Consider the following 22,039-nt stretch of genomic DNA (forward strand, 5'->3'; position numbering starts at 1 on the left):
CCTTTCGGATAAAGTATTCACTTCAGCCTAGCCGCAAGCGGATGGATTATCCAGTTACTCTGGTCACCATGACTCGCAGGGACGCCGCCCGCAACTGGCAACGCATCGTCGACACCGGCCGCACCTTCGTGTCCGAGCAGCGGCCGCTACGGCTGAACGATGTCGCCCATGAGGCATCGGTCGGTGTCGCCACGGTCTACCGCCATTTCCCCACTTCCGAGGCGCTGCTCGAGACGCTGGCACACCCGAGCCTGGAGGACCTGATCGCGTACGCCGAGAGGGCCCTGCGTGACGACGACGCGTGGCTCGCGTTCGTCGGTTTCCTGACCGCTGGCATCAATGCGCAGTTGACCGACGGCGCTCTGCAGCCGGTCTTCGCCGCCGCCGGGTACGAGTTGCCGAAGACGGCCGAGCTCGTAGGCCACCTGGAAGCCTTGGCCGCCGACCTGCTTGACCGGGTACGCACGGCGGGCCTGATCCGTCCCGGCGTCGAGCACACCGACGTGGTACGCCTGATGTGCGGGGTGGTCTTCGCCGCCTCGGTCCACGCGACGCCGGCCGAAAGAGCGACACTCACCCGCCGCTACCTCGACCTGGTGCTCGACGGCCTGCACGCCGGTAACGGGAATCGCAGCAGGTCTTGCAGCGGATGACCGAACACCAGGCGCAGCGGGTGGCCGACCTCGCCGACCCGTCAACGGACGACCTACGGCGCTTGGCACTCGGCGACCCGCACCGCGTCGAGGACCTGGTCCAGGAAAGGGATCACCAACGCCGGCTCCGAAGGAACCAACCGGGTCATCAAGACCATCGCCCGCGACGCCTACGGATTCAGCAACCCAGTCAGCCAGCGCCTTGGTCGTCGTCCACGGGCTGCCCGGGCACGAGGTCCGAATTCTGCTACCGAGGATCTCGCCGCCGGCCCGCCTCGGCCAACCCGCGTCTGCTGGTCAGCCAGTGCACGGCTGCGACCCGGCACGGCCACCGGTGTCCATCGAAACCGCGCGGATGACCCCACTCGCTCAGGAGGTGGCGCGGGCGAGTTCGAGCGGCGCCGCCGCGCGTACGCGGTGACCAGAAAAATCTTGCTCGACATATGGACGCCTCGTTCACTTCATGCTTATATGGACGTGGCGTTCATATAAAGTCGTTGAAGGGAGACCACCATGAACACCCCCACCACAGACCGCGTCGCGCTGGTCACCGGAGGCTCGGGCGGCATCGGCCGTGTCGTGGCCGAGCGGCTCGCCCAGGACGGTTTCGCGGTCGCCGTGCAGTACGCGGGAAACCAGGCCAGGGCAGAGGACACCGTGGCCGCGATCACCGCGGCCGGCGGGCGGGCCGTCGCAGTGGCAAGCGATGTGGCTGACGAGACCGCGATGAGCGCGGCGTTCGACGCGGTCGAGTCGGCCTTCGGCGGCGTCGACGTGGTCGTGAACACCGCCGGCATCATGATCCTGGCGCCGATCGCGACGTTCGACCTCGCCGATCTGGACCGGATGCACCGCACGAACATCCGCGGCACCTTCGTCGTCTCCCAGCAGGCGGCGAGGAATGTCCGCCCGGGTGGCGCGATCGTCAACTTCTCCACCTCTGTGGTCCGCGCCCAGCTTCCCGGCTACGGCGCCTACGTCGCCAGCAAGGCCGCAGTCGAGGGCCTGACCCTCATCCTGGCCCGTGAGCTGCGCGGTCGTGACATCACCGTCAACGCCGTCGCGCCCGGCCCCACCGCCACACCGCTGTTCCTGAACGGCAAGGACGACGCCACCATCGCGACGTTCGCCCAGGCCACCCCGCTGCAGCGGCTGGGCCGGCCCGAGGACATCGCCGAGGTCGTCTCGTTCCTCGCCGGCCCCGCGCGCTGGGTCAACGGACAGGTCATCTACGCCAACGGCGGCCTCGCCTGACCCTGCCGCCCACGCAAGAATCCCCCCGCCGTCACAGTTGAAAGGACACCATGTCCATGTCCACCACCGGAAACGTCGTCGTCATCACCGGCGCCTCCAGCGGTTTCGGGGCGCTCACCGCCCGCGCGCTGGCCGACGCCGGCCACACCGTCTACGCCGGCATGCGCCAGACCACCGGCCGCAACGCGGCCCAGGTTCAGGCCGCCGCCGACTACGCCAACGAGCACCACGTCGACCTGCGCTCCATCGAGCTAGACGTGAATTCCCAGGACTCGGTCGACACCGCCATCGCACGGATCGAGGCCGAGCACGGCCACATCGACGTGCTGATCCACAACGCCGGACACATGGTGACCGGGCCGGCCGAGGCGTTCACCCCCGATCAGCTCGCCGAGCTGTACAACGTGAACGTGCTGTCCACCCAGCGCGTCAACCGTGCCGTGCTGCCGGGCATGCGCCGGCGCGGACAAGGACTGGTGCTCTGGGTGTCCAGCACCAGCGTCAAAGGCGGCACCCCGCCCTACCTCGCCCCCTACTTCGCCGCCAAGGCCGCCATGGACTCCCTCGCGGTGTCCTACGCCGGCGAACTCGCCCGCTGGGGCGTGGAGACCTCGATCATCGTTCCCGGCTCGTTCACCAGCGGCACCAACCACTTCGCCCACTCCGGCCGCCCCGACGACACCACCGTCGAGGCCGCGTACCAGACCAGGTACCCCGGCCTGATGGACCAGGTGGCGACCAAGCTCGCCGCCCTCGCCCCCGAGGGCGTGACCGCGTCGCTGGTCTCCGACGAGATCGCCCGCATCGTCGCCCTGCCCACCGGAGAACGCCCCTACCGCGTTCACATCGACCCCGCCAACGACGGATCCGAGGAAGTCTCCGAGACCGCCGACCGCATCCGCCGCGAATTCCTCACCCGCATCGACCTCGCCGACCTGCTCACCGTCCACCGCTGAACCCCCGGGCCCGGGACGGGAGACGGACGCAGCCTCCCGCCCCGGCTCCCCTCACCACCGAGGCGATCACCATGACCACCATCGAAACCCCGGCCGCCATCCAGACGTTCATCGAGGCAACCAACCAAGGAGACGCCGAGGCATTCGCCGCCGCGTTCACCCACGACGCCGACCTCAACGACTGGGGCCGCGAGTACCACGGGCGCGATGACGTACGCGCCTGGGACCGCACCGACAACATCGGCGTCCAGGCACACTTCGAACTAGACGCGATCGAGCCCGGCCCTTCCCCCGACACCTATGTAGCGACCCTGACGGTGACCGGCAACGGCCACAACGGCACAGGCCCCATGACATTCCGCCTGCGCGACGGGCTGATCGCGAGCCTTCGGATCACACCGTGACACTGGCGCGACGACACACCGACACGACCCCAGCAACCGAGCAGGAGCTACACGTGGCGAACAACGTGAACGGCCACGCTGCCAAGGAAGGCAACGGCCGAGGACGGGGCCGGCGGCCCGCGGACGAGGTCCGAGCAGACGTCCTGCGCACCGCCGGGGACCTGCTGCTCACCGAAGGCATCGCCGACCTCACCTTCGAACGCGTCGCCAAGGCGTCGGGCGTCAGCAAGACCACCCTCTACAAATGGTGGCCCTCCAAAGGAGCGCTCGCCCTCGACGGCTACTTCCACGCCGTCCGGGAAACGCTCGACTTCCCCGACACCGGAGACGTCCGCGCCGACCTGCTCACCCAGCTCCGCGCCTTCGCCCACGTCATGATCCACACCCCAGGTGGGCGAGTACTGGCCGAGCTGATCGGCGAGTCACAGACAGACCAGGACCTGGCCACCGCCTATCGGAAGCTGTACTCATCGCACCGGCGCCGGCTGGCGGCAGAACGCCTCCACCGGGCTCAGGAACTCGGCCAGATCCGCACCGACATCGACGTGCAGGTCCTCGTTGACCAGCTCTGGGGCGCCGTCTACCACCGACTACTCATCCCCGACGAACCTGTCACCGACGCCTTCATCGTCGCGCTCGTGAACAACCTGCTGGACGGAGTCCGCCCGAAGTAGTGCGGTGATGACGGCAGCCCGGTCGCGCGGGAGGCGACGCGCGCGTGTAAGAAGAGGTCGTCGGTTCGAATCCGGCCACCCCGACCAGGGCCACAGTGATCAGGGGCTGGACGGGCGTACGGACGCGATGCGGGGTAGCCTTGGCCGGGTGCGGATCATCGCGCCTCTGGCCGTCTTCCTCGTCGTGCTGACCGCCGTCGCACTGGTGTCCATCGTCGTCACGGCTGGTGCGCGACGCCGACGCCATGCCCTGCAGATGTCCGCCCGCTGGGCGGTACGTCACTACGCCATCCCGGGGCGCGGGCACACCGTCGTCGGGGTCGCGCTGACCGACGCGGACGGCCGGATACGCGGTGAGCACGTGGTCGCGCGCATCCCGGACGACGCCGAGGACTGGCAGCGTGACTTCGTCGCGGCTCGGCAGGAGGCCGAGGAACGCGCCTTCCACCTGAACATCGACCGCCCGCCGATCGAGGGCTGAGCCGACCCGACGAGCCACACCGGTCGGCCCGGTGCCGGCCGCGGTGGGCGACCGGCACCGGCGACGGTCAGCAGTTGGTGTAGCCCTTGCCCTTCTTGAGCCTTCTCGTCATGCGGACTCCTCGGCCGGTCAGTAGCCACAGGTCATGCCGGCGGTGTGGCTGACCTGCACGGTGTGCGTGACGCAGCCGGTGGCACTCACCCGGTGCAGCAGCAGCGCGGTCGGCTCGGCGACCCAGCCGATCTGCTCGTCGCCGTCCATGGTCAACGTCGACTGCCGCCAGGTGCTCGGCGCGACGGTGAGCACCGTACCGGCGAAGGCGGTGGTCACCGGACGGTGCAGGTGACCTGCGCCGACGCGTACCACGTGGGGGTGTCGCAGCAGCACCTCGGCGAGCGCGTCACCGTCGGTGAGCCGGACCTCGTCGGCCGCCGGGATGCCGACCTCGACCGGCGGATGGTGCAGGAAGACGACCGCCGGCAGCTCGGGTCGGGCGGCGAGCACGCCGTCGAGCCAGCCGAGCTGCTCCGCACCGAGCCGTCCGTCGCTCGAACCGGGAACGAGCGAGTCCAGCACCACCAGGGTCGTCCCGGGATGGTCGACCTGGTAGTACGCCGAGAAGCCGCCGCCCAGCCAGGGCGTGCCGCCGAAGAGATCCAGCAACGACTCCCGGTCGTCGTGGTTGCCGGTGGCCAGGTGCAGCGGCAGCGGGAACCGGCCCACCACCTCGCGCAGCACGGCGTACTCGTCGGGTCGGCCGTGGTCGGCCAGGTCTCCGGTGATCACGACGCAGTCGGGCCGGGGGTTCAGCGCCAGCACCCGGCCGAGCGCGCGGTGCAGCCCGGTCGCCGACTCGGCGCCGAGCACGCCGGTGGTCAGGTGCGGATCGCTGAGCTGGGCGATGAGCATCGGACCTCCACTCGACCGGAAACCCCACGCTATCGTCGTGGCGCCCCGCGCGTTGCCCACAGGCCGTGTCCACACCCTGTGGATAGCACATGTGTACGAAGAACGCCTGCTCACTGCCGATATGAGTACGCTTGATCGGCGACCCGGCACCGGCCGGGACCGTACCCGACCTGGAACGACGTGCGAGTGGATCACCAGCAAGTCATCCGTGACGTCACGGTCCGCCTGCCCATGGCGTCGACCGTCGCCGAGGTCTGTCAGACGACCGTCGACGCCCTGGCCCGGTACACCCCCGCGACCATCGCCGTGCTGTTGCACGTCAACGGGCGGCTCCGCTGCGTCGCGGCCACCGGCTCCTGGCAGGTCTTCGCCACCGTGGCCCCGGACGCCGGCGTCGTCGGCCGGGTCTACTCCGGCGGCGGGGCCGAGATCGTCCCGGACGTCACCGTCGACCCCGACCACATTCCGGTACGCCCCGACGTCACCGCCGAGGTGTGCGTACCGGTGCTCGACCCGGCGGGCCGCCCGATCGGCGTACTCGACCTGCAGTGGACCGGTCCAGCGGAGCTGGCGGCCTGGCAGGTCACCGCCCAACGGGTCGCCGGCCGGCTCGGCGCCCGGATCGTAGCGCTCGGCGGCCCGGCCGAGAGCCGCAGCGAGAAGCTGCTCCGGCACGCGAACGCGATGACCGCCGCCACCACCGAGTGGGATCTTCTGGCCGTGGCGATGCGGGCCGCCCGGGACGTGTCCGCCCTCCACGCGGCCGTACTGGTGCTCTCCGGGCGTGGCGGCCCGCGGCTCGGGGAGCCCACGACGGTCCCCGGCGAGCTGGAGGCCCGGATGCGCGCCGAACTGACCGAGGCGGGGCCGTCGGCGCTGCGCCGCATCATCGACCGGGTACACCGGTACGGCACCGGTCACACCCTGGGCGAGGCCGGTCACCCGCCCACCGAGGACCACGTGCCACTGGTCCGGGCCGGGGTACGCACGCTGGTGGCGGTGCCGGTCGGGCCACCCGGTCGCGGCGGGGTGCTGCTGGTCGCCGACGAACGGCTACTGCGCCCTGATCCGCGCACGGTCAACCTGATGGAACTGCTCGCCGGGCAGGCGTGGAGCTGCCTGGATCGGCTGCGCACCCTGGAGCGGCTCCGCGAGCAGGCCAGTTCCGACCCGCTCACCGGGCTGCGGCACACCGGGCCGTTCGGTCAGCGGATCGCCACCGCCACCCCGGGGCGTACCGCCCTCTTGGCGATCGACGTGGACGGCTTCAAGACGGTCAACGACACCTACGGCCACCAGGCGGGCGACCGGGTGCTGGTCGGTCTGGCCCGGGCCCTGGAGGGCGCGCTGCGCCAGGGAGACGAGCTGTACCGCATCGGCGGCGACGAGTTCGTGGCGGTGATCGAGGTCAGCCGTCCCGAGGAGGCCGTCCGGGTCGCCGAGCGGCTCACCGAGGCCGCCCGCCGGATCGGCCGCACGATCAGCGTCGGCGTCGCCCTCCCCCGCCCCGGCGAGTCCCCCGAACTGACCCTGCGCCGCGCCGACCAGGCCCTCTACGCCGTGAAACGCCAGGGCCGCGACGGCGTCCACCTCTCCGCCGCCTAACCCCCTCTCCCCACCCCGCCCCCGCCCCTGCCCCCGTCCCTGCCCCTGATCCGCGCGATCTTGCACTTTCGGTCTCGGCATACCGGGCGATAGCCCCCAAAGCGGCGACCGAAAGTGCAAGATCTGTGAGTCGCGGGGAGGGGCGGGCCACGCCGCGGCCGAGAGGGAGGGCGGGGCGCGGGGAGGGGGGTTCAGGGGGTTAGGTCGTGGGCTAGGAGTTCGGCTATCTGGGCGGTGTTGAGGGCGGCGCCCTTGCGCAGGTTGTCGCCGGTGACGAAGAAGTCCAGCGCGCGGGGGTCGTCGAGCGCGCGGCGGATCCGGCCCACCCAGGAGGGATCGGTGCCGACCGCGTCGATCGGCATCGGGAACTCACCGGCAGCCGGGTCGTCGACCACGATCACGCCGGGCGCGTTGCGCAGTACGCCGCGGGCGCCGTCGGCGTCGATCTCGGTGCCGAAGACGGCGTGCACCGCGACCGAGTGACCGGTCACCACCGGCACCCGTACGCAGGTGGCGGAGACCTTCAGGTCGGGCATCCCGAGGATCTTGCGCGACTCGTTGCGCAGCTTCATCTCCTCGGACGACCATGCCTCGTCGGCCAGCGAGCCGGCCCACGGCACCACGTTGAGCGCCATCGGGGCGGGGAACGGGCCGAGATCGTCACCGACCGCCTGCCGCACGTCGCCGGTACGCGAGCCGAGCATCTGGTCGCCGGCCACCTTGACCAACTGGTCGTGCAGGGCGTCGGCGCCGGCTTGGCCGGCACCGCTGACCGCCTGGTACGAGGCGAGCACCAGCTCGCGCAGCCCGTACTCGCGGTGCAGCGGGGCGACGGCCACGATCATCGCCAGCGTGGTGCAGTTCGCGTTGGCGACAATGCCCCGGGGGCGGTTGTTCAGCTGCGCGGCGTTGATCTCCGGCACCACCAGCGGGACGTCCCGATCCATCCGGAAGGCGCCGGAGTTGTCCACCACTACCGCGCCGCACCGTACCGCGACCGGCGCCCAGTGCGCCGAGACCTCGTCCGGGACGTCGAACATCGCGACGTCCACGCCTTCGAGCGCCTCCTCGGTGAGTGCCTGGACGGTCAACTCCTCGCCCCGGCACCGCACCTTGCGCCCGGCCGACCGTTCCGAGGCCAGCAGGCGGATCTCGCCCCAGACGTTCCGACGCCCGGTGAGCAGCTCACACATCACCGTACCGACGGCCCCCGTCGCCCCGACCACGGCCAGGGTGGGCAGCCGGGCCACCCGCGCTACCGTCCCGTCCCCGCGTACACCACAGCCTCGGTGTCGCCACCGAGGTCGAACGCCTCGTGGATGGCCCGGACCGCGGCGTCCAGGTCGGTGTCCCGGCAGACCACGGAGACCCGGATCTCCGAGGTGGAGATCATCTCGATGTTCACGCCGGCCTGGCCCAGCGCGGCGAAGAAGCCGGCCGCCACGCCGGGGTGCGAGCGCATCCCGGCGCCGATCAGGGACACCTTGCCGACGTGGTCGTCGTAGAGCAGGCCCTTGAAGTTGACCGTCTCCTGGATCTTGCTGAGCGCGGCCATCGCGGTGGGGCCGTCGGCCTTCGGCAGGGTGAACGAGATGTCCGTGCGGCCGGTGCCCTCGGTGGAGACGTTCTGCACGATCATGTCGATGTTGATCTCAGCGCCCGCGACGGTGTCGAAGATCCGCGCCGCGGCGCCCGGCTCGTCGGGCACCCCGACGATGGTGATCTTGGCCTCGCTGCGGTCGTGGGCCACTCCGGTGATCAGTGCCTGCTCCACGGAAAGCTCCTCCATCGATCCGGTGACCATCGTGCCGGTGTTGGTCGAGTATGACGAACGGACGTGGATCGGCAGCTCGGCCCGACGGGCGTACTCCACGCTGCGCAGGTGCAGGACCTTCGCGCCGCAGGCGGCCAGTTCCAGCATCTCCTCGTAGGTGATCTGCTTGATGTGCCGGGCGTTCGGGACGATCCGCGGGTCGGCGGTGAAGACGCCGTCGACGTCGGTGTAGATCTCGCAGACGTCGGCCCGCAGCGCGGCGGCGAGCGCCACCGCGGTGGTGTCCGAACCACCACGTCCCAAGGTGGTCACGTCCTTGGTGTCCTGCGAGACGCCCTGGAAACCGGCGACGATCACCACGGCTCCCTCGTCGAGCGCGCCCTTGAGCCGCCCGGGGGTGACGTCGATGATGCGGGCGCGGCCGTGCACCGAGGTGGTGATCACGCCGGCCTGGGAGCCGGTGAACGAGCGGGCTTCGTACCCCAGGTTGTGGATGGCCATCGCGAGTAGCGCCATGGAGATCCGCTCCCCGGCGGTGAGCAGCATGTCCAGCTCACGCCCGGGCGGCAGCGGGCTGACCTGGTTGGCCAGGTCGAGCAGCTCGTCGGTGGTGTCGCCCATCGCGGAGACCACGACGACCACGTCGTCGCCGGCTTTGCGGGCCGCGACGATCCGCTCGGCCACCCGCTTGATCCGCTCCGCGCTGGCGACGGAGGATCCGCCGTACTTCTGCACCACGAGTGCCACGACGGCGCACTCCCTCCCGGTTGCCCTGAGCGTGCCGACGCCGCCGGCACCGGGGCCGGCGGCGCGGGTCGGACGAGTTCAGGGTATCGGTCCGCTCTGACCGCCGGGTCAGGTGATCCCACGATCCGGCTACCGGCCACGGCGGAGGTGATGCGCGACACGCCGGAAACCGCTGCGTTACCGGGGTGTCCGGAAGCCACCTGCAACGCGGAGAATGGCCGGGTGTACGCCCACCGTCCGCTCCACCGCCTGGTCGCCCCACTCGCCCTCGGCCTGCCCGCTCTACTCCTCGCCGGCTGCTCCGCCGATCCGCCGGCCGAACCGCCGGCGCCGCCGAGTTCGGCGCCGCGACCGGTGGGGATGGACGCCGCCCGTGACGAACTGGCCGCGCTCGCGGCCGCCGCCCAGGATCGGCACCTGGTCGCCCGGTACACGTTGCGGGTCGACGGCGCGGCCGACCGGCTGATCGTGGTGACCAGCGCGAACGACGGCAGTTGGCGGGTGGACGTGCCGGGTGGGGCGCTCGGCGGCACGGCGGACATCTCACTCGCGGCGACGGCCGACGGGCTGTTCCAGTGCGCGCTGCCCTCACCGGGCCGCCCCGAGGCGGCCAGTTGCGTACGCCTCGGCGAGCGGGACGACACCCTGCCGCGCCGGCTCGACCCCCGGGTGCAGCATCCGTTCACCGACTGGCTGGACGTGCTGACCGACCGGCGCGCCCCGCTGTCCGTCTCCCCCGCCATGGCCCCGGTCGGGGCGAGCGGCTCGTGCTACTCCGTGGAGACGACGGCGGCCTCGATCAACCCGCCGCTGGACGTCGGGATCTACTGCTTCGACGCGGACGGCACCCCGACGGCGGTACGCGCCGCCTTCGGCACACTGACGCTCGCCGCGACGCCCGAGCCGGCCCCGGCCACGGTCCAGTTGGCCGGGCCGGTGGTGGAGGGCGAGCCACTCGGCGCGGAGGCGCCCCCCGCCGCCCCGGACGACGCGAGCCCCGACGGCAGCAATCCGGACAGTGCAAGCCCGGACGGCAGCAATCCGGGCAGCGGTTCCGTTCCGGATCCCGGAACGTCCTGATCACTGTTCCGTTACGGGTGCCCTTGCCCACATTTATCCCGACCCGGGCGCCCGACTAAAAACCCCATACCGGACACTCTTCGCATGACTGACCTCACCCCCCTACTCGCCTTCCGCTGGAGCCCACGAGCCTTCGACGCGAACGCCGAGCTGACCCGGGCGGAGGCGACGACGCTGCTGGAGGCGGCGCGCTGGGCACCCTCCACGGACAACCGACAGCCCTGGCGGTTCGTGCTCGGGCACCGCGACCACGAATCGTTCAAGCGGATCCTGGTCAACCTGCCCCCCGGCGAGCAGCGCTGGGCGGGGCGGGCGAGCCTGCTGGTGCTCGTCGCGCACTCCGGCACCGGCCACCATCCGTTCGTGGGGTACGACCTCGGGCAGGCGGTGGCGCACCTGACCGTCCAGGCCACCGCGCTCGGACTGCACGTACGCCAGGTGACCGGCCTCGACCGCGCGGGCCTGATCGCCGATCTCGACCTGCCCGCCGACCTGCGACCGTACGTGGTGGTGGCGGTCGGGCAACTAGGCGATCCGTTCAGCCTTCCGGCCGACCTACTGACCGAGGAGACCGCACTGCGCCACCGACACCCGCTCAACGAACTGGTCCTGAGCTGCGGAGATTCGACCCTGTGAACGAAGGGTGCGAATTCCGTCTCAAAGTCCGGACGAGCCTTCCCAGACCCGGGACCATCACGTAGGGTCACTCTGTCATGTGGAAGGCGCACCTCCTCCTTGGTCGCCGCGACGAGGCCTGACGGCCGGCACCTCGTCGCGGAGTCGGACCGCGCCGCCAGCACTGTCCCGGATCTTTCCGTTCGGCGCCACTGCCGACCTCCTTTGCTGACGTCACATGACCCAGGAGAACTCCGCCATGGCTCACCCAGCCGGCACCACCGACGTTGCGTCCGATGCCATCGCCCGGCAACGTCCCAGCCAGATGCCGTACCGCCGCTACCAGCCGTACCAGCAGCAGTTCCGGATCGAGCTGCCGGACCGCGCCTGGCCGACCCGACAGGTCGAGGTCGCGCCCCGCTGGTGCGCGGTCGACCTGCGCGACGGTAACCAGGCACTGATCGACCCGATGTCGCCGGAGCGCAAGCGCCGGATGTTCCAGCTGCTGGTCCAGATGGGCTACAAGGAGATCGAGGTCGGCTTCCCCTCGGCCAGCCAGACCGACTACGACTTCGTCCGGCAGCTGATCGAGCAGGACCTGATCCCCGAGGACGTCACGATCCAGGTGCTGACCCAGTGCCGGGAGCACCTGATCGAGCGCACCTTCGAGTCGCTGCGCGGCGCCCGCCGGGCGATCGTGCACTTCTACAACTCCACCTCCACCCTGCAGCGACGGGTGGTGTTCGGGCTGGACCGCGACGGCATCACCGACATCGCCACCACCGGCGCCCGGCTCTGCCAGAAGTACGCCGAGATCCACACCCCGGACACCGACATCCACTACGAGTACTCGCCGGAGTCGTACACCGGCACCGAGCTGGAGTACGCGCTGGAGGTCTGTGCGAAGGTCATCGAGGTCGTCGACCCGACGCCGGACCGCAAGCTGATCGTCAACCTGCCGGCCACGGTCGAGATGGCCATGCCGAACGTGTACGCCGACTCGATCGAGTGGATGCACCGGCACCTGCCCCGCCGCGACAGCCTGGTACTCAGCCTGCACCCGCACAACGACCGGGGTACCGGGGTGGCCGCCGCCGAGCTGGGGCTGCTGGCCGGCGCGGACCGGATCGAGGGGTGCCTGTTCGGCAACGGCGAGCGCACCGGCAACGTCGACCTGGTGACGCTGGGCCTGAACCTGTTCTCCCAGGGCATCGACCCGATGATCGACTTCTCGGACATCGACGAGGTCAAGCGAGCCGTCGAGTACTGCAACCAGCTGCCCGTGCACGAGCGCCACCCGTACGCCGGTGACCTGGTCTACACCGCCTTCTCCGGCTCGCACCAGGACGCCATCAACAAGGGCTTCGCCGCACTGAACGCCGACGCCCTGGCGGCCGGCGTGCCGGTCGACGAGTTCACCTGGGCGGTGCCCTACCTGCCGATCGACCCGAAGGACCTGGGCCGCAGCTACGAGGCGGTGATCCGGGTCAACTCGCAGTCCGGCAAGGGCGGTGTCGCGTACATCATGAAGACCGAGCACCAGCTCGACCTGCCGCGCCGGCTCCAGATCGAGTTCTCCGGCGTGGTGCAGCAGGTCACCGACCACGACGGTGGCGAGGTCGCCCCGGCCACCATGTGGCAGATCTTCGCCTCGCAGTACCTGATCGACCACCAGATCGATCCGATGGTGACGCTGACCGAGTACGCCATCGGCACCGCGGAGGGCAAGGTCGAGATCACCGCGCAGGTGGGGCTGACCGGAAAGCCGCGCGCGCTCACCGCGATCGGCAACGGTCCGATCGACGCGTACGTCAACGCGCTCGGCTCCGCCGGTGTGGCGGTACGGGTGCTCGACTACCACGAGCACGCGCTCTCCTCCGGCGGTGACGCGCAGGCCGCCGCGTACGTCGAGTGCGAGGTGGACGGCCGGACGGTCTGGGGCGTCGGGATGGACGCCAACATCGTCACCGCCTCCATCAAGGCGGTCACCAGCGCCATCAACCGCGCCCACCGCCAGGAGGGGTGAGACAGGGGGCACCCGGCCCACCGGCTACGGCTGGCGGCGTGGACGGTGGACGAGCACCGCGGCGATGGCCGCACCGACCAGCAGCAACCCGGCGCACCACAGCAACGCGCCCCGGTACGCGGCGGTCAACTCGGCGTGCTGCTCGTATCCGGTGCCGGTGAGCCCCACCAACAGCGGCAGGGCGGCGACCGCGAGCAGGCCGCCCACCCGCGACGCGGCGTTGTTGAAGCCGCTGGCCACCCCGGCGAAGCGGTTGGCGACGGCGGCCAGCACCGAAGCGGTCAGCGGTGCCACCACCATGGTCAGTCCGGCGCCGAACATCGCCACCCCGGGCAACACCTCACGCCAGTACGACGCACCGGGGCCGACCTCACGCAGCAGCAGCAACCGTGGGCCGATCCGGGCGGACAGCGCGCCCGCGCTCGGTGAGCCGACCAGCAACAGCAGGGTGGTCGGCAGCAACGCGAGCCCGGTGGCCAGCGCCGACCAGCCGACCACGTTCTGCAGGTAGACGGCGAAGAAGAAGGTGAACCCGCCGAGAGCGGCGTACACCAGCACGGTGAAGATGTTCAGCACCGAGAACAGCCGGCTGCCGAACAGCCCGGTGGGCAGCATCGCCGTCTCGCCGCGCCGCCGCTCGACCAGCACGAACAGCACCGCGGCGACCACCGCGGCCACGACCGCCACCGCCACCTGCGGCGAGCGCAAGCCCCGGCCCGGGGCGTCGACCAGGGCGTACGTGACGCCCGCCAGCGCCAGCGCACCGAGCAGCGCACCGGCCACGTCGAACCGCCGGCCCTCCCCCGCCGTCCGCGACGCGGTCTCGTCCCGGCTCTCCGGCACCCACCGCACGGCGGCCAGCACCACCAGCACCGCCAGCGGCAGGTTCAGGAAGAAGATCCACCGCCAGGAGAGCGCGTCGATCAGCCACCCACCGATGAACGGGCCGAGCGCGGTGGAGACGCCGGACAATCCGGACCACGCCCCGATCGCCTTCGCCCGATCGTCCGGGTGGAAGCTGGACTGGAGCAACGACAGCGAGCCCGGAGTCAGCAGGGCACCGCCGACGCCCTGGAGAAACCGGGCGGCCACCAGCCAGTCGGTACGCAGGGCCAGCCCACAGAGCACCGAGGCGACGGTGAACCAGACCACGCCGAGCAGGAAGATCCGCCGCCGCCCGAACCGGTCCCCGAGCGCCCCACCGAGCAGGACGAACGCGGCGAGCGTGAGCAGGTAGCCGTTGACCGTCCACTGTAGGCCGGCGACGGAGGCGCCGAGGTCGGCACCGAGTCGCGGCAACGCCACGTTGACCACCGTCGTGTCCAGGAACACCATGCCGGAGGCGAGGACGGCGGCGGCCAGGGTGCCCCGGCCGGCGGCCGTGTTGATCCGGAGGGCGGGTGCGGGTTCAGGCATGGGTACCAATCTGCCGTGCGCCATCTGCCAGACACTACGAAACGCCGAAACCCCGCCCGGGTACTGTGCGGGATCGCCGAAAGCCCGCAAGCTGGAGAGGTGTCGTCTTTGCGTACCAGATCAGGACCGCGCGCCCTGGGGGCGCTCGCGCTCGCCGCGGCGCTGACCCTCGGCGCGGCCGGTTGCGTCCCACTCGAAGAGCCGGAGGTGACGCCGACCAGCGACGGTGGCAGCGCCAACCAGATGCTCTCTCAGCTCACCGTCGCCGAGGCCAACCCGATGCGCGGCTACAGCCGTAGCAAGTTCCCCCACTGGCGCAAGACCGGCCAGAACTGCGACGTCCGGGACACCGTGCTGGAACGCGACGGCAAGGACATCCAGCACTCCGGCTGCAACGTGGTCGGCGGCCGGTGGGAGAGCGTGTACGACGGACGCAGCTTCACCGATCCGTCCCAGGTGGACATCGACCACATGGTCCCGCTGGCCAACGCCTGGCGGTCGGGGGCCGACGAGTGGGACAACGCCAAGCGGGGCGACTTCGCCAACGACCTCGATCGACCGCAGCTCTTCGCGGTTTCCGCCTCCTCCAACCGGGCAAAGGGTGACCAGGATCCGTCCCAGTGGAAACCGCCGAACCAGTCGTACTGGTGCCAATACGCTGGCGACTGGGTGGCGGTCAAGCATCACTGGCAGCTGACGGTGACCAGTGCCGAGAAGGCCGCGTTGGCCGACATGTTGGAGGGCTGCACATGGGAGAGCAAGCCGTAACCGGCGCTGACGGCGGCCCGGCGGCCGAGCAGGTGCCGGACGCCGGCGGAGAGGACGCGGCGGCGGCGACCGGCAGTCCGGGTCCGACCACGGCCGGGATGACCGTCGACGGTGCCGCCGCCAGCGAGGTGGAGGTGCCGGGAGCCGGGATGACCGCCGACGCCGGTGGGTCGACCGGCCCGCAGAGCCGTACCACCGACATCGTGCCCGGGCCGGGCGGGGTGATGACCGACGAGGTCGGCGTGGTCACCGGCGAGCTGACCCTGCGCACCGAACTCGCCGACGGCCAGGTCACCCTGCACGTGCAGTACAAGGACGCCGACGAGTGGTACGTGGTCACCGGCGGCAGGGCCCCGCTGGACGACGCCACCGCGTTGGACGCGGTGCACGACATCGCGGTCGGCCTGCTGAACCGCCCCGAGGGCTGAGGCCGGCGGCACGATCGCCAGGAGGGCCCCTTCCGACACCTCGGGCGCCGGAAGGGGCCCTCCCTCACACGAACGAACCGGGCTCGCTGGGGGCGGAGACCACGCCGGGCTCCTCGCCCTCGCCCTCCGGCCGGACGATCTCCACGCTCACCTTGTGCGGCCGCAGTTCCCCGCTGGCGATCCGCTCGGCGAAGTGGCAGGCGACCCGACTGTCGCCGATCTCCCGCAGCGCCGGCCGTTCGTCCGCGCAGCGGGTCGGCTGCGCCCACGGGCAGCGGGTGTGGAACCGGCATCCGGCCGGGGGATTGGCCGGCGAGGGCAGGTCACCGGCGAGCAGGATCCGTTCCCGGCGATCCTCCACGTCCGGGTCCGGCACCGGCACCGCCGACATCAGCGCCCGGGTGTACGGGTGCAACGGCTCGGTGTAGAGCCGGTCGCTGGGTGCCTCCTCGACCAGGGCACCGAGGTACATCACGCCGACCGTGTCGGAGATGTGCCGGACCACCGCCAGGTCGTGCGCGATCACCAGGTAGGTCAGGCCGAGGCTCTCCTGCAACTCGTCGAGCAGGTTGACCACCTGGGCCTGGATCGAGACGTCCAGCGCCGAGACCGGCTCGTCGGCAACGATCAGCTCCGGCCCCAGCACCAGCGCGCGGGCGATGCCGATGCGTTGCCGCTGGCCACCGGAGAACTCGTGTGGATAGCGGGACAACGCCCAGCGGGGCAGCCCGACCTTGTCCAACGTCTCCGCGATGATCTTCCGGCGGCCCTCGCGGTCGCCACCGATGCCGTGCGTCTGCAGCCCCTCGGTCAGGATCGATTCGACGTTCTGCCGCGGGTCCAGGCTGGACATCGGATCCTGGAAGATCATCTGCATCCGCCTGCGCATCGCGCGCAGCTTGCCGGGCGCGAGCTTGGTCAGCTCGACCCCGTCGAAGCTCACCTCACCGGCGGTCGGCGGAGTCAGCTGGAGCAGCGCCCGCCCGAGGGTGGACTTGCCGCACCCGGACTCGCCGACCAGGCCGTAGGTCTTGCCGCGCGCGATGGCCAGGTCGACGCCGTCGACCGCCTTCACGTGACCGACCGTACGGTCGAACAGCACCCCCCGCTTGATCGGGAAGTGCACCTTCAGATCCCGTACCTCGACGAGCATGTCGCGCTCACTCATGCCTTCTCCACCTCATCCTCGGCGGCCGGCGCCGGCCCGGTCGCCTCGGTGGGCTGCGGCTGCGGGGTCACGCCCGGCAGCGGGGCCGGGTTGACGCAACGGTAGCTGCGTGCGTCGTGCGTGCGCACCAGCTCCGGCGGCTCACCGACGCAGGCGTCCACTCGCCGGGTACAGCGCGGCGCGAAGGCACAGCCGTCCGCCCAGGGGAGCAGGTCCCGTACCGAACCGGGGATCGGGTTGAGACGTTCCCCGCGCCCCGCGTCCAGACGCGGCACCGAGCCGAGCAACCCCACGGTGTACGGGTGCCGAGGCTGACGGAACAGCGGACGTCGCCGGGCGGTCTCCACCACCCGACCGCCGTACAGCACGTTGATCGTGTCGCACATGCCGGCCACCACGCCCAGGTCGTGCGTGATCATCACCAGCGCGGTGCCGGAGTCCCGGACCAGGTCTTTGAGCAGTTCCAGGATCTGCGCCTGGATGGTGACGTCCAGCGCCGTGGTCGGCTCGTCGGCGATGAGCAGCCGGGGCTGGCAGGCCACCGCCATGGCGATCAGCGCGCGCTGGCGCATCCCACCGGAGAGCTGGTGCGGGTACTCCTTGAGCCGCCGCTTCGGGTCCGGGATGCCGACCCGGTCGAGCAGCTGGGCGGCCTCCTTGGCCGCCGTGGCGCCCTTCAGCCCGCGGTGCCGGGTGAGCACCTCGGTCACCTGCAGACCGATCGGGATGACCGGGTTCAGCGACGACAGCGGATCCTGGAAGATCATCGCGATGTCCCGGCCCCGGATGTCCCGCCGCGACCGGTCGTCGAGCTGGAGCAGGTCGGTGCCGTCGAACACCGCCTTGCCGCCGACCTGGAGGCCGGGCTGCCTGGGCAGCAGACCCATGATCGCCAGCGAGGTCACCGACTTGCCGCAGCCGGACTCACCGACCAGGCCGACCACCTGGCCCGCATCCACCGAGAAGGAGACCCCGTCCACAGCCCGTACGGTGCGCTGACCGCGCCGGGAGAAGGTGACGGACAACTCTTCGACATCAAGCAGTGCCATGCCGCACCGCCCTTTCGTTCACGGCCACGGAGGTCACCAGCGCGCTTCTCATGCCCGCCACACCTACTTCCGCAGCTTCGGGTCGAGGGCCTCACGCATCGCCTCACCGAGCAGGGTGAAGCCCAGCGCGGTGATGATGATGGCGACCGCCGGGTAGATGGCCAGCGCGGGCCGGATACCCAGCCACTGCTGCGCGTCGGCGAGCATCACTCCCCACTCGGGGAGGGCCGAGTCGGGGTTGCCGAGGCCCAGGTAGGACAGGGCGGCGGCCTCGATGATCGCGGTGGCCAGGGTCAGCGTGGCCTGGACGATGACCGGGGCCAGCGAGTTCGGCAGTACGTGGGTCAGGGCGATCTTCGACTTGCGTACGCCGAGCGAGGTGGCGGCCAGCACGTAGTCGCTGTTCGACTGGGCGATCATCGAGCCGCGCAGCAGTCGGGCGAAGACCGGTACCGACACCATGCCGACCGCGATCATCACGGTGGTCAGGCTCGGCCCGAGCAGCGCGGCGATGCTCACCGCGAGCAGCAGGCTGGGCAGCGCCAGCAGCATGTCGATGAAGCGCATCAGGGTGGCGTCCACCCAGCGCCCCCACCGACCGCCGAGCCCGGCGGCGGCACCGGCGACGCCGCCGATCATCGCGCCGGCGGCCAGACCGATCAGGGTGGCCACCACGCCGACCAGCAGGGTCTGCCGGGCCCCGACGACCATCCGGCTGAACACGTCCCGGCCCTGGTGGTCGTAGCCCAGCCAGTGCTCGGCGGAGTGCCCGGGGATCAGGCCCTGGCCGACCCGGACGACCCCCTCGCGGATGCCCATGGTGTCCTTCGGGCTGTACGGCACGAAGAACGGCCCGAAGACCGCGACCAGAACGAAGATGGTCAGGATGACGGCGCCGACGATGGCAGCCGGGTTGCGCCGCAGCCGGCGGAACGCGTCCTGCCAGAGGCTGACGCCGCGCTCCTCGTCCCGGGCGGCCAACTCGGCGAGCCGGTCGATCTTCTCGCGCTTCTTCCCGCTGATGATCGTCATCGGACCCTCACCCTCGGGTCGATCAGGCTGTAGGAGAGGTCCACGATCAGGTTCACCAACACGTAGACCACCGCGATGATCATGATGAAGCCCATCAGGACCGGGTAGTCGCGTTGACTGATGGAGTCGGCCAGAAAGGCGCCGATGCCGCTGAACGCGAAGACCGTCTCGGTGAGCACCGCCCCGGAGAGCAGGCCACCGGTGAGCAGGCCGATCGAGGTGGCCACCGGGAGCATCGCGTTACGCAGCACGTGCCGGCGCCGGACCACGTTCTCGGTCAGGCCCTTCGCCTCGGCGGTACGCACGAAGTCCTCGTTCAGGACCTCCAGCACGCTGGCCCGGGTGATCCGGACGATGATCGCCAGCGGGATGCTGGCCAGTGCCATGCCGGGCAGGATCAGGTGCCAGAGCGCGTCCGCGGCGGCGTCCCACTCCCGGGTCATCAGGCCGTCCAGCACGAAGAAGTTGGTGATCCGGGTGGCGCCGAGGGTCGGATCCTGCCGGCCACTGGACGGGAACAGGCCCAGGTTCTCGGAGAAGATCGCCTTGAGGATGTACGCCAGGAAGAAGACCGGGATGCAGATGCCGATCAGCGAGCCGCCGACCGACAGGTGGTCCAGCCACCGGCCGCGTCGGCGGGCGGCCAGGTAACCCAGCGGGATACCGATGCCGATCGCGATCACCAACGCGGTGACGGTCAACTCGACGGTGCCCGGGAAGCGCTGGAGGAACTCGGTGGTGACCTCACGCTTGGTCGAGATCGAGGTGCCCAGATCCAGCCGGATCAGCCGCCGCACGAACCGGCCGTACTGGATCAGGATCGGCTCGTCGAGGCCGAGGTTACGGCGAATGGCGGCCCGCATCTCGGGCGTACCCCGCTCGCCGAGGATGGCGGTCTCGGGGCCGCCGGGCAGCCGCCGGAGCCAGATGAACAACAGGATGGAGAGCCCGAACAGGGTGGGTATCAGCTGCAGCAGGCGTCTGACGATGAACCGGATCACGGCGGCCTCGAAGGGTGTGCAGGGGATCGCGGGCGGACGCTGTGGGTAACAGCGTCCGCCCGCGGTCGGTGCGTCAGGTCAGGACTTGAACTCGGCGGTGGAGAACCGCTCGTCGGTGAGCGGGCTCGCCTTGACCCCGGTCACGTCCTTGCCGAACACGATGGCCGGCGGCGAGTGCGAGATCGGCACACCGGGCAGGAAGTTCATGATGTCGGCGTTCAGCTCCTTGTAGAGCGCGATCTTGGCCGCCTGGTCCGCGGTGCTGTCCGCCTGCTTGAACTTCTCGAACAGGGCCGGGTTGTTGAAGCCCCACTCGTCCTTCTGCCGGTCGAAGAAGGTGCCGATGAAGTTGTAGCCGTCGCCGTAGTCGCCGGTCCACCCGAGGAAGTGCAGGTCGTGCTTGTTACCGGAGGTGGTGGCGTTGAGGTAGTCCGGGCTCCACTTCAGCGGAATCGGCTCGATCTTGATGCCGGCCGCCTGGAGGTCGCCCGAGACGAGCTCGAACAGGTCCTTCGGGTTCGGCATGTACGGCCGGGTGACCTCGGTCGGGTAGTGGAACCGCAGGGTCAGGTCCGCAGCGCCGGCCTCGGCCAGCAGCGCCTTGGCCTTCTCGACGTCGTACTCGTACTTGGTGACGTCGCCGTTCCAGCCCTCGACGGTGTCGGGGAAGAAGTTCACCGCGACCTGCGCGCCCGGGGGCAGCTTCGAGTCGACCAGGGCCTGCCGGTTGATCGCGTGGGCGAGCGCCTGCCGGACCTTCAGGTCGGCCAGCTTCGGGTTCCCCTTCTGGTTGATCGCCAGGTAGAGGATGTTGAAGGCCGGGCGGGTCAGGACGTTGAAGCCCTCGTTCTTCAGCGGCTCGACGTCCGGCGGGCCGACCAGGTCGTAGCCCTGGATGCCACCGGAGCGCAGCTCCTGCTTACGGGCGTTCTCGTCCGAGATGGTGCGGAAGATCAGGCTCTTGAGCTTGGCCTTCTCGCCCCAGTAGTCCTCGTTGCGCTCAAGGGTCAGCGTCTTGTTCGGGATGTCCCAGGACTTGAACTTGAACGGACCGGTACCGGTCGGGTGCTCGGTCGCGTACGCCGGGTACTTGATGTCGTCCGCGCTACCCGAGACGTTGCTGGCGTCGTACTCCTGCAGCGCCTTCGGGCTGTGGATGGAGAAGGACGGCAGCATCAGGGCGGCCGGGATCTTGCTGGAGACCCGGGTGAAGGCCAGGCTGACCGTGGTCGGGTCGGTGGCCGTGCAGGACTTGAAGAGGCTGTCCGGCAGCGTGTCGTCCTCGTTGGCGGCGAAGCCACCCATGATGTCCTGCCAGTACGCGGTCACGTCCGGGCTCTGCATGAGGCCCTTGGCGTTGTACCAGCGGTCGAAGTTGACGCAGACGGCCTCGGCGTTGAAGTCGGTGCCGTCGTGGAACTTGACGCCGGAACGCAGCTTGAACGTCCAGGTCGTGCCGGCGGCGTCCGGCTCCCAGGTCTCGGCGAGGCCGGGGCTGACCTTGGTGCCACCCTCCTCGGGGCGGACCAGGGTCTCGAACACCTGACGGGCCACGCGCAGCGACTCACCGTCGCTGGCGAAGCTGGGGTCGAGCACCTTCGGGTCTCCGGCTACGCCGAAGACGAGGGTGTCCTTGTTACTACCGCCGGAACCATCGCGGTCGCTCTCGGCACAGCCTGCTACCGCGAGGGCCGCGGCCGCCACGGCCGCGATAGCGACCTTCGGCCTGGATGCACGCATGGTGCTTCACCTCGTCCTAGGGGGTACGGACAACGTGGTGACAGGGTCACCGATGGCGGTGACCATAGCTCCCGTTCGGACTGCCCGGAAACGGCGCGGGAAGCTCTTGGTACCGGATCGTGTCCTTAGTGACCGGCCGACGTAACACGGCGAGAAGTCAATCGGTCATAAGTGTCTAATAGCCCCTACCAATCGATATCATTCTGTTACATGCACGGAGCGGTCGATCGCCCGACTGTCACACCAAAGCCAGCCCGAT

The 22,039-nt window shown here is 70.2% G+C and carries 21 protein-coding genes and 1 pseudogene; 13 read left to right on the plus strand and 9 right to left on the minus strand.

Annotated elements, in window-relative coordinates; all coding sequences use genetic code 11:
* Positions 1 to 68 precede the first annotated feature (68 nt).
* From D2L64_RS22585 to D2L64_RS22615, 7 genes and pseudogenes are all read left to right on the plus strand, one after another.
* Positions 69 to 653 (plus strand): TetR/AcrR family transcriptional regulator, encoded by a 585-nt coding sequence (locus tag D2L64_RS22585; protein WP_119579211.1) that lies wholly within the window; start codon positions 69 to 71, stop codon positions 651 to 653.
* Positions 654 to 692: 39 nt separating this feature from the next.
* Positions 693 to 881 (plus strand): annotated as a pseudogene (locus D2L64_RS28615) (transposase); the annotation flags it as partial.
* 285 nt (positions 882 to 1,166) lie between these two features.
* Entirely contained in the window at positions 1,167 to 1,907 is a 741-nt protein-coding gene (locus tag D2L64_RS22595) for an SDR family oxidoreductase (protein WP_119579212.1), read from the plus strand.
* Between the two features lie 56 nt (positions 1,908 to 1,963).
* Positions 1,964 to 2,863, plus strand: coding sequence for an SDR family oxidoreductase (locus D2L64_RS22600; protein WP_119579213.1), 900 nt, complete (start codon positions 1,964 to 1,966; stop codon positions 2,861 to 2,863).
* Between the two features lie 71 nt (positions 2,864 to 2,934).
* Positions 2,935 to 3,267 (plus strand): nuclear transport factor 2 family protein, encoded by a 333-nt coding sequence (locus tag D2L64_RS22605; RefSeq protein ID WP_119579214.1) that lies wholly within the window; start codon positions 2,935 to 2,937, stop codon positions 3,265 to 3,267.
* Between the two features lie 53 nt (positions 3,268 to 3,320).
* Complete coding sequence (locus D2L64_RS22610) at positions 3,321 to 3,941, plus strand: TetR/AcrR family transcriptional regulator (protein ID WP_199714720.1); 621 nt, start codon at positions 3,321 to 3,323, stop codon at positions 3,939 to 3,941.
* Positions 3,942 to 4,089: 148 nt separating this feature from the next.
* Positions 4,090 to 4,422, plus strand: a complete 333-nt coding sequence (locus D2L64_RS22615; RefSeq protein WP_119579215.1) for a hypothetical protein — start codon at positions 4,090 to 4,092, stop codon at positions 4,420 to 4,422.
* A gap of 129 nt (positions 4,423 to 4,551) precedes the next feature.
* Here D2L64_RS22615 and D2L64_RS22620 read toward each other — a convergent pair whose 3' ends face one another.
* On the minus strand, positions 4,552 to 5,331 hold the full coding sequence (locus tag D2L64_RS22620) for a phosphodiesterase (RefSeq protein WP_119579216.1): 780 nt from the start codon (positions 5,329 to 5,331) through the stop codon (positions 4,552 to 4,554).
* 186 nt (positions 5,332 to 5,517) lie between these two features.
* On the opposite strand from D2L64_RS22620, the gene D2L64_RS22625 reads away from it, so the two are divergent.
* Positions 5,518 to 6,936: a sensor domain-containing diguanylate cyclase gene (locus tag D2L64_RS22625; protein WP_119579217.1), complete on the plus strand. Its 1,419-nt coding sequence runs from the start codon at positions 5,518 to 5,520 to the stop codon at positions 6,934 to 6,936.
* 191 nt (positions 6,937 to 7,127) lie between these two features.
* Here D2L64_RS22625 and D2L64_RS22630 read toward each other — a convergent pair whose 3' ends face one another.
* Complete coding sequence (locus tag D2L64_RS22630; protein ID WP_119579218.1) at positions 7,128 to 8,186, minus strand: aspartate-semialdehyde dehydrogenase; 1,059 nt, start codon at positions 8,184 to 8,186, stop codon at positions 7,128 to 7,130.
* A 5-nt stretch (positions 8,187 to 8,191) separates the two neighbouring features.
* Positions 8,192 to 9,457 carry an aspartate kinase gene (locus tag D2L64_RS22635; protein ID WP_119579219.1) on the minus strand — a complete coding sequence of 422 codons (1,266 nt, stop codon included), beginning with the start codon at positions 9,455 to 9,457 and terminating at the stop codon, positions 8,192 to 8,194.
* A gap of 222 nt (positions 9,458 to 9,679) precedes the next feature.
* On the opposite strand from D2L64_RS22635, the gene D2L64_RS22640 reads away from it, so the two are divergent.
* From D2L64_RS22640 to leuA, 3 genes are all read left to right on the plus strand, one after another.
* Positions 9,680 to 10,537, plus strand: coding sequence for a hypothetical protein (locus D2L64_RS22640; RefSeq protein ID WP_233559095.1), 858 nt, complete (start codon positions 9,680 to 9,682; stop codon positions 10,535 to 10,537).
* A gap of 84 nt (positions 10,538 to 10,621) precedes the next feature.
* Complete coding sequence (locus D2L64_RS22645; protein ID WP_119579220.1) at positions 10,622 to 11,173, plus strand: nitroreductase family protein; 552 nt, start codon at positions 10,622 to 10,624, stop codon at positions 11,171 to 11,173.
* Between the two features lie 217 nt (positions 11,174 to 11,390).
* Positions 11,391 to 13,178, plus strand: a complete 1,788-nt coding sequence (leuA, locus tag D2L64_RS22650; protein WP_407663176.1) for a 2-isopropylmalate synthase — start codon at positions 11,391 to 11,393, stop codon at positions 13,176 to 13,178.
* 24 nt (positions 13,179 to 13,202) lie between these two features.
* On the opposite strand, the gene D2L64_RS22655 is transcribed toward leuA, so the two are convergent.
* The gene (locus tag D2L64_RS22655; protein ID WP_119579221.1) at positions 13,203 to 14,594 is read right to left on the minus strand and encodes an MFS transporter; all 1,392 of its coding nucleotides are present in this window, start codon (positions 14,592 to 14,594) and stop codon (positions 13,203 to 13,205) included.
* Between the two features lie 108 nt (positions 14,595 to 14,702).
* On the opposite strand from D2L64_RS22655, the gene D2L64_RS22660 reads away from it, so the two are divergent.
* A complete protein-coding gene (locus tag D2L64_RS22660) occupies positions 14,703 to 15,362 on the plus strand; it encodes an HNH endonuclease family protein (RefSeq protein WP_119579222.1) in 660 nt (219 codons plus the stop codon).
* Positions 15,344 to 15,790, plus strand: a complete 447-nt coding sequence (locus tag D2L64_RS22665) for a hypothetical protein (RefSeq protein WP_119579223.1) — start codon at positions 15,344 to 15,346, stop codon at positions 15,788 to 15,790. Before D2L64_RS22660 ends, D2L64_RS22665 begins: the two co-directional genes overlap by 19 nt.
* Before the next feature lie 64 nt (positions 15,791 to 15,854).
* Here D2L64_RS22665 and D2L64_RS22670 read toward each other — a convergent pair whose 3' ends face one another.
* From D2L64_RS22670 to D2L64_RS22690, 5 genes are all read right to left on the minus strand, one after another.
* Complete coding sequence (locus tag D2L64_RS22670; RefSeq protein ID WP_119579224.1) at positions 15,855 to 16,958, minus strand: ABC transporter ATP-binding protein; 1,104 nt, start codon at positions 16,956 to 16,958, stop codon at positions 15,855 to 15,857.
* Positions 16,955 to 18,007: an ABC transporter ATP-binding protein gene (locus D2L64_RS22675; protein ID WP_119579225.1), complete on the minus strand. Its 1,053-nt coding sequence runs from the start codon at positions 18,005 to 18,007 to the stop codon at positions 16,955 to 16,957. Before D2L64_RS22675 ends, D2L64_RS22670 begins: the two co-directional genes overlap by 4 nt.
* Positions 18,008 to 18,070: 63 nt before the next feature.
* Positions 18,071 to 19,039 (minus strand): ABC transporter permease, encoded by a 969-nt coding sequence (locus D2L64_RS22680; protein WP_119579226.1) that lies wholly within the window; start codon positions 19,037 to 19,039, stop codon positions 18,071 to 18,073.
* On the minus strand, positions 19,036 to 20,040 hold the full coding sequence (locus D2L64_RS22685) for an ABC transporter permease (protein ID WP_119579227.1): 1,005 nt from the start codon (positions 20,038 to 20,040) through the stop codon (positions 19,036 to 19,038). The genes D2L64_RS22680 and D2L64_RS22685 overlap by 4 nt, the downstream gene beginning before the upstream one ends.
* Positions 20,041 to 20,118: 78 nt before the next feature.
* A complete protein-coding gene (locus D2L64_RS22690; protein ID WP_119579228.1) occupies positions 20,119 to 21,780 on the minus strand; it encodes an ABC transporter substrate-binding protein in 1,662 nt (553 codons plus the stop codon).
* Positions 21,781 to 22,039: the final 259 nt, after the last annotated feature.

Source organism: Micromonospora radicis (genome assembly GCF_003583405.1).
Classification (GTDB): domain Bacteria; phylum Actinomycetota; class Actinomycetes; order Mycobacteriales; family Micromonosporaceae; genus Micromonospora; species Micromonospora radicis.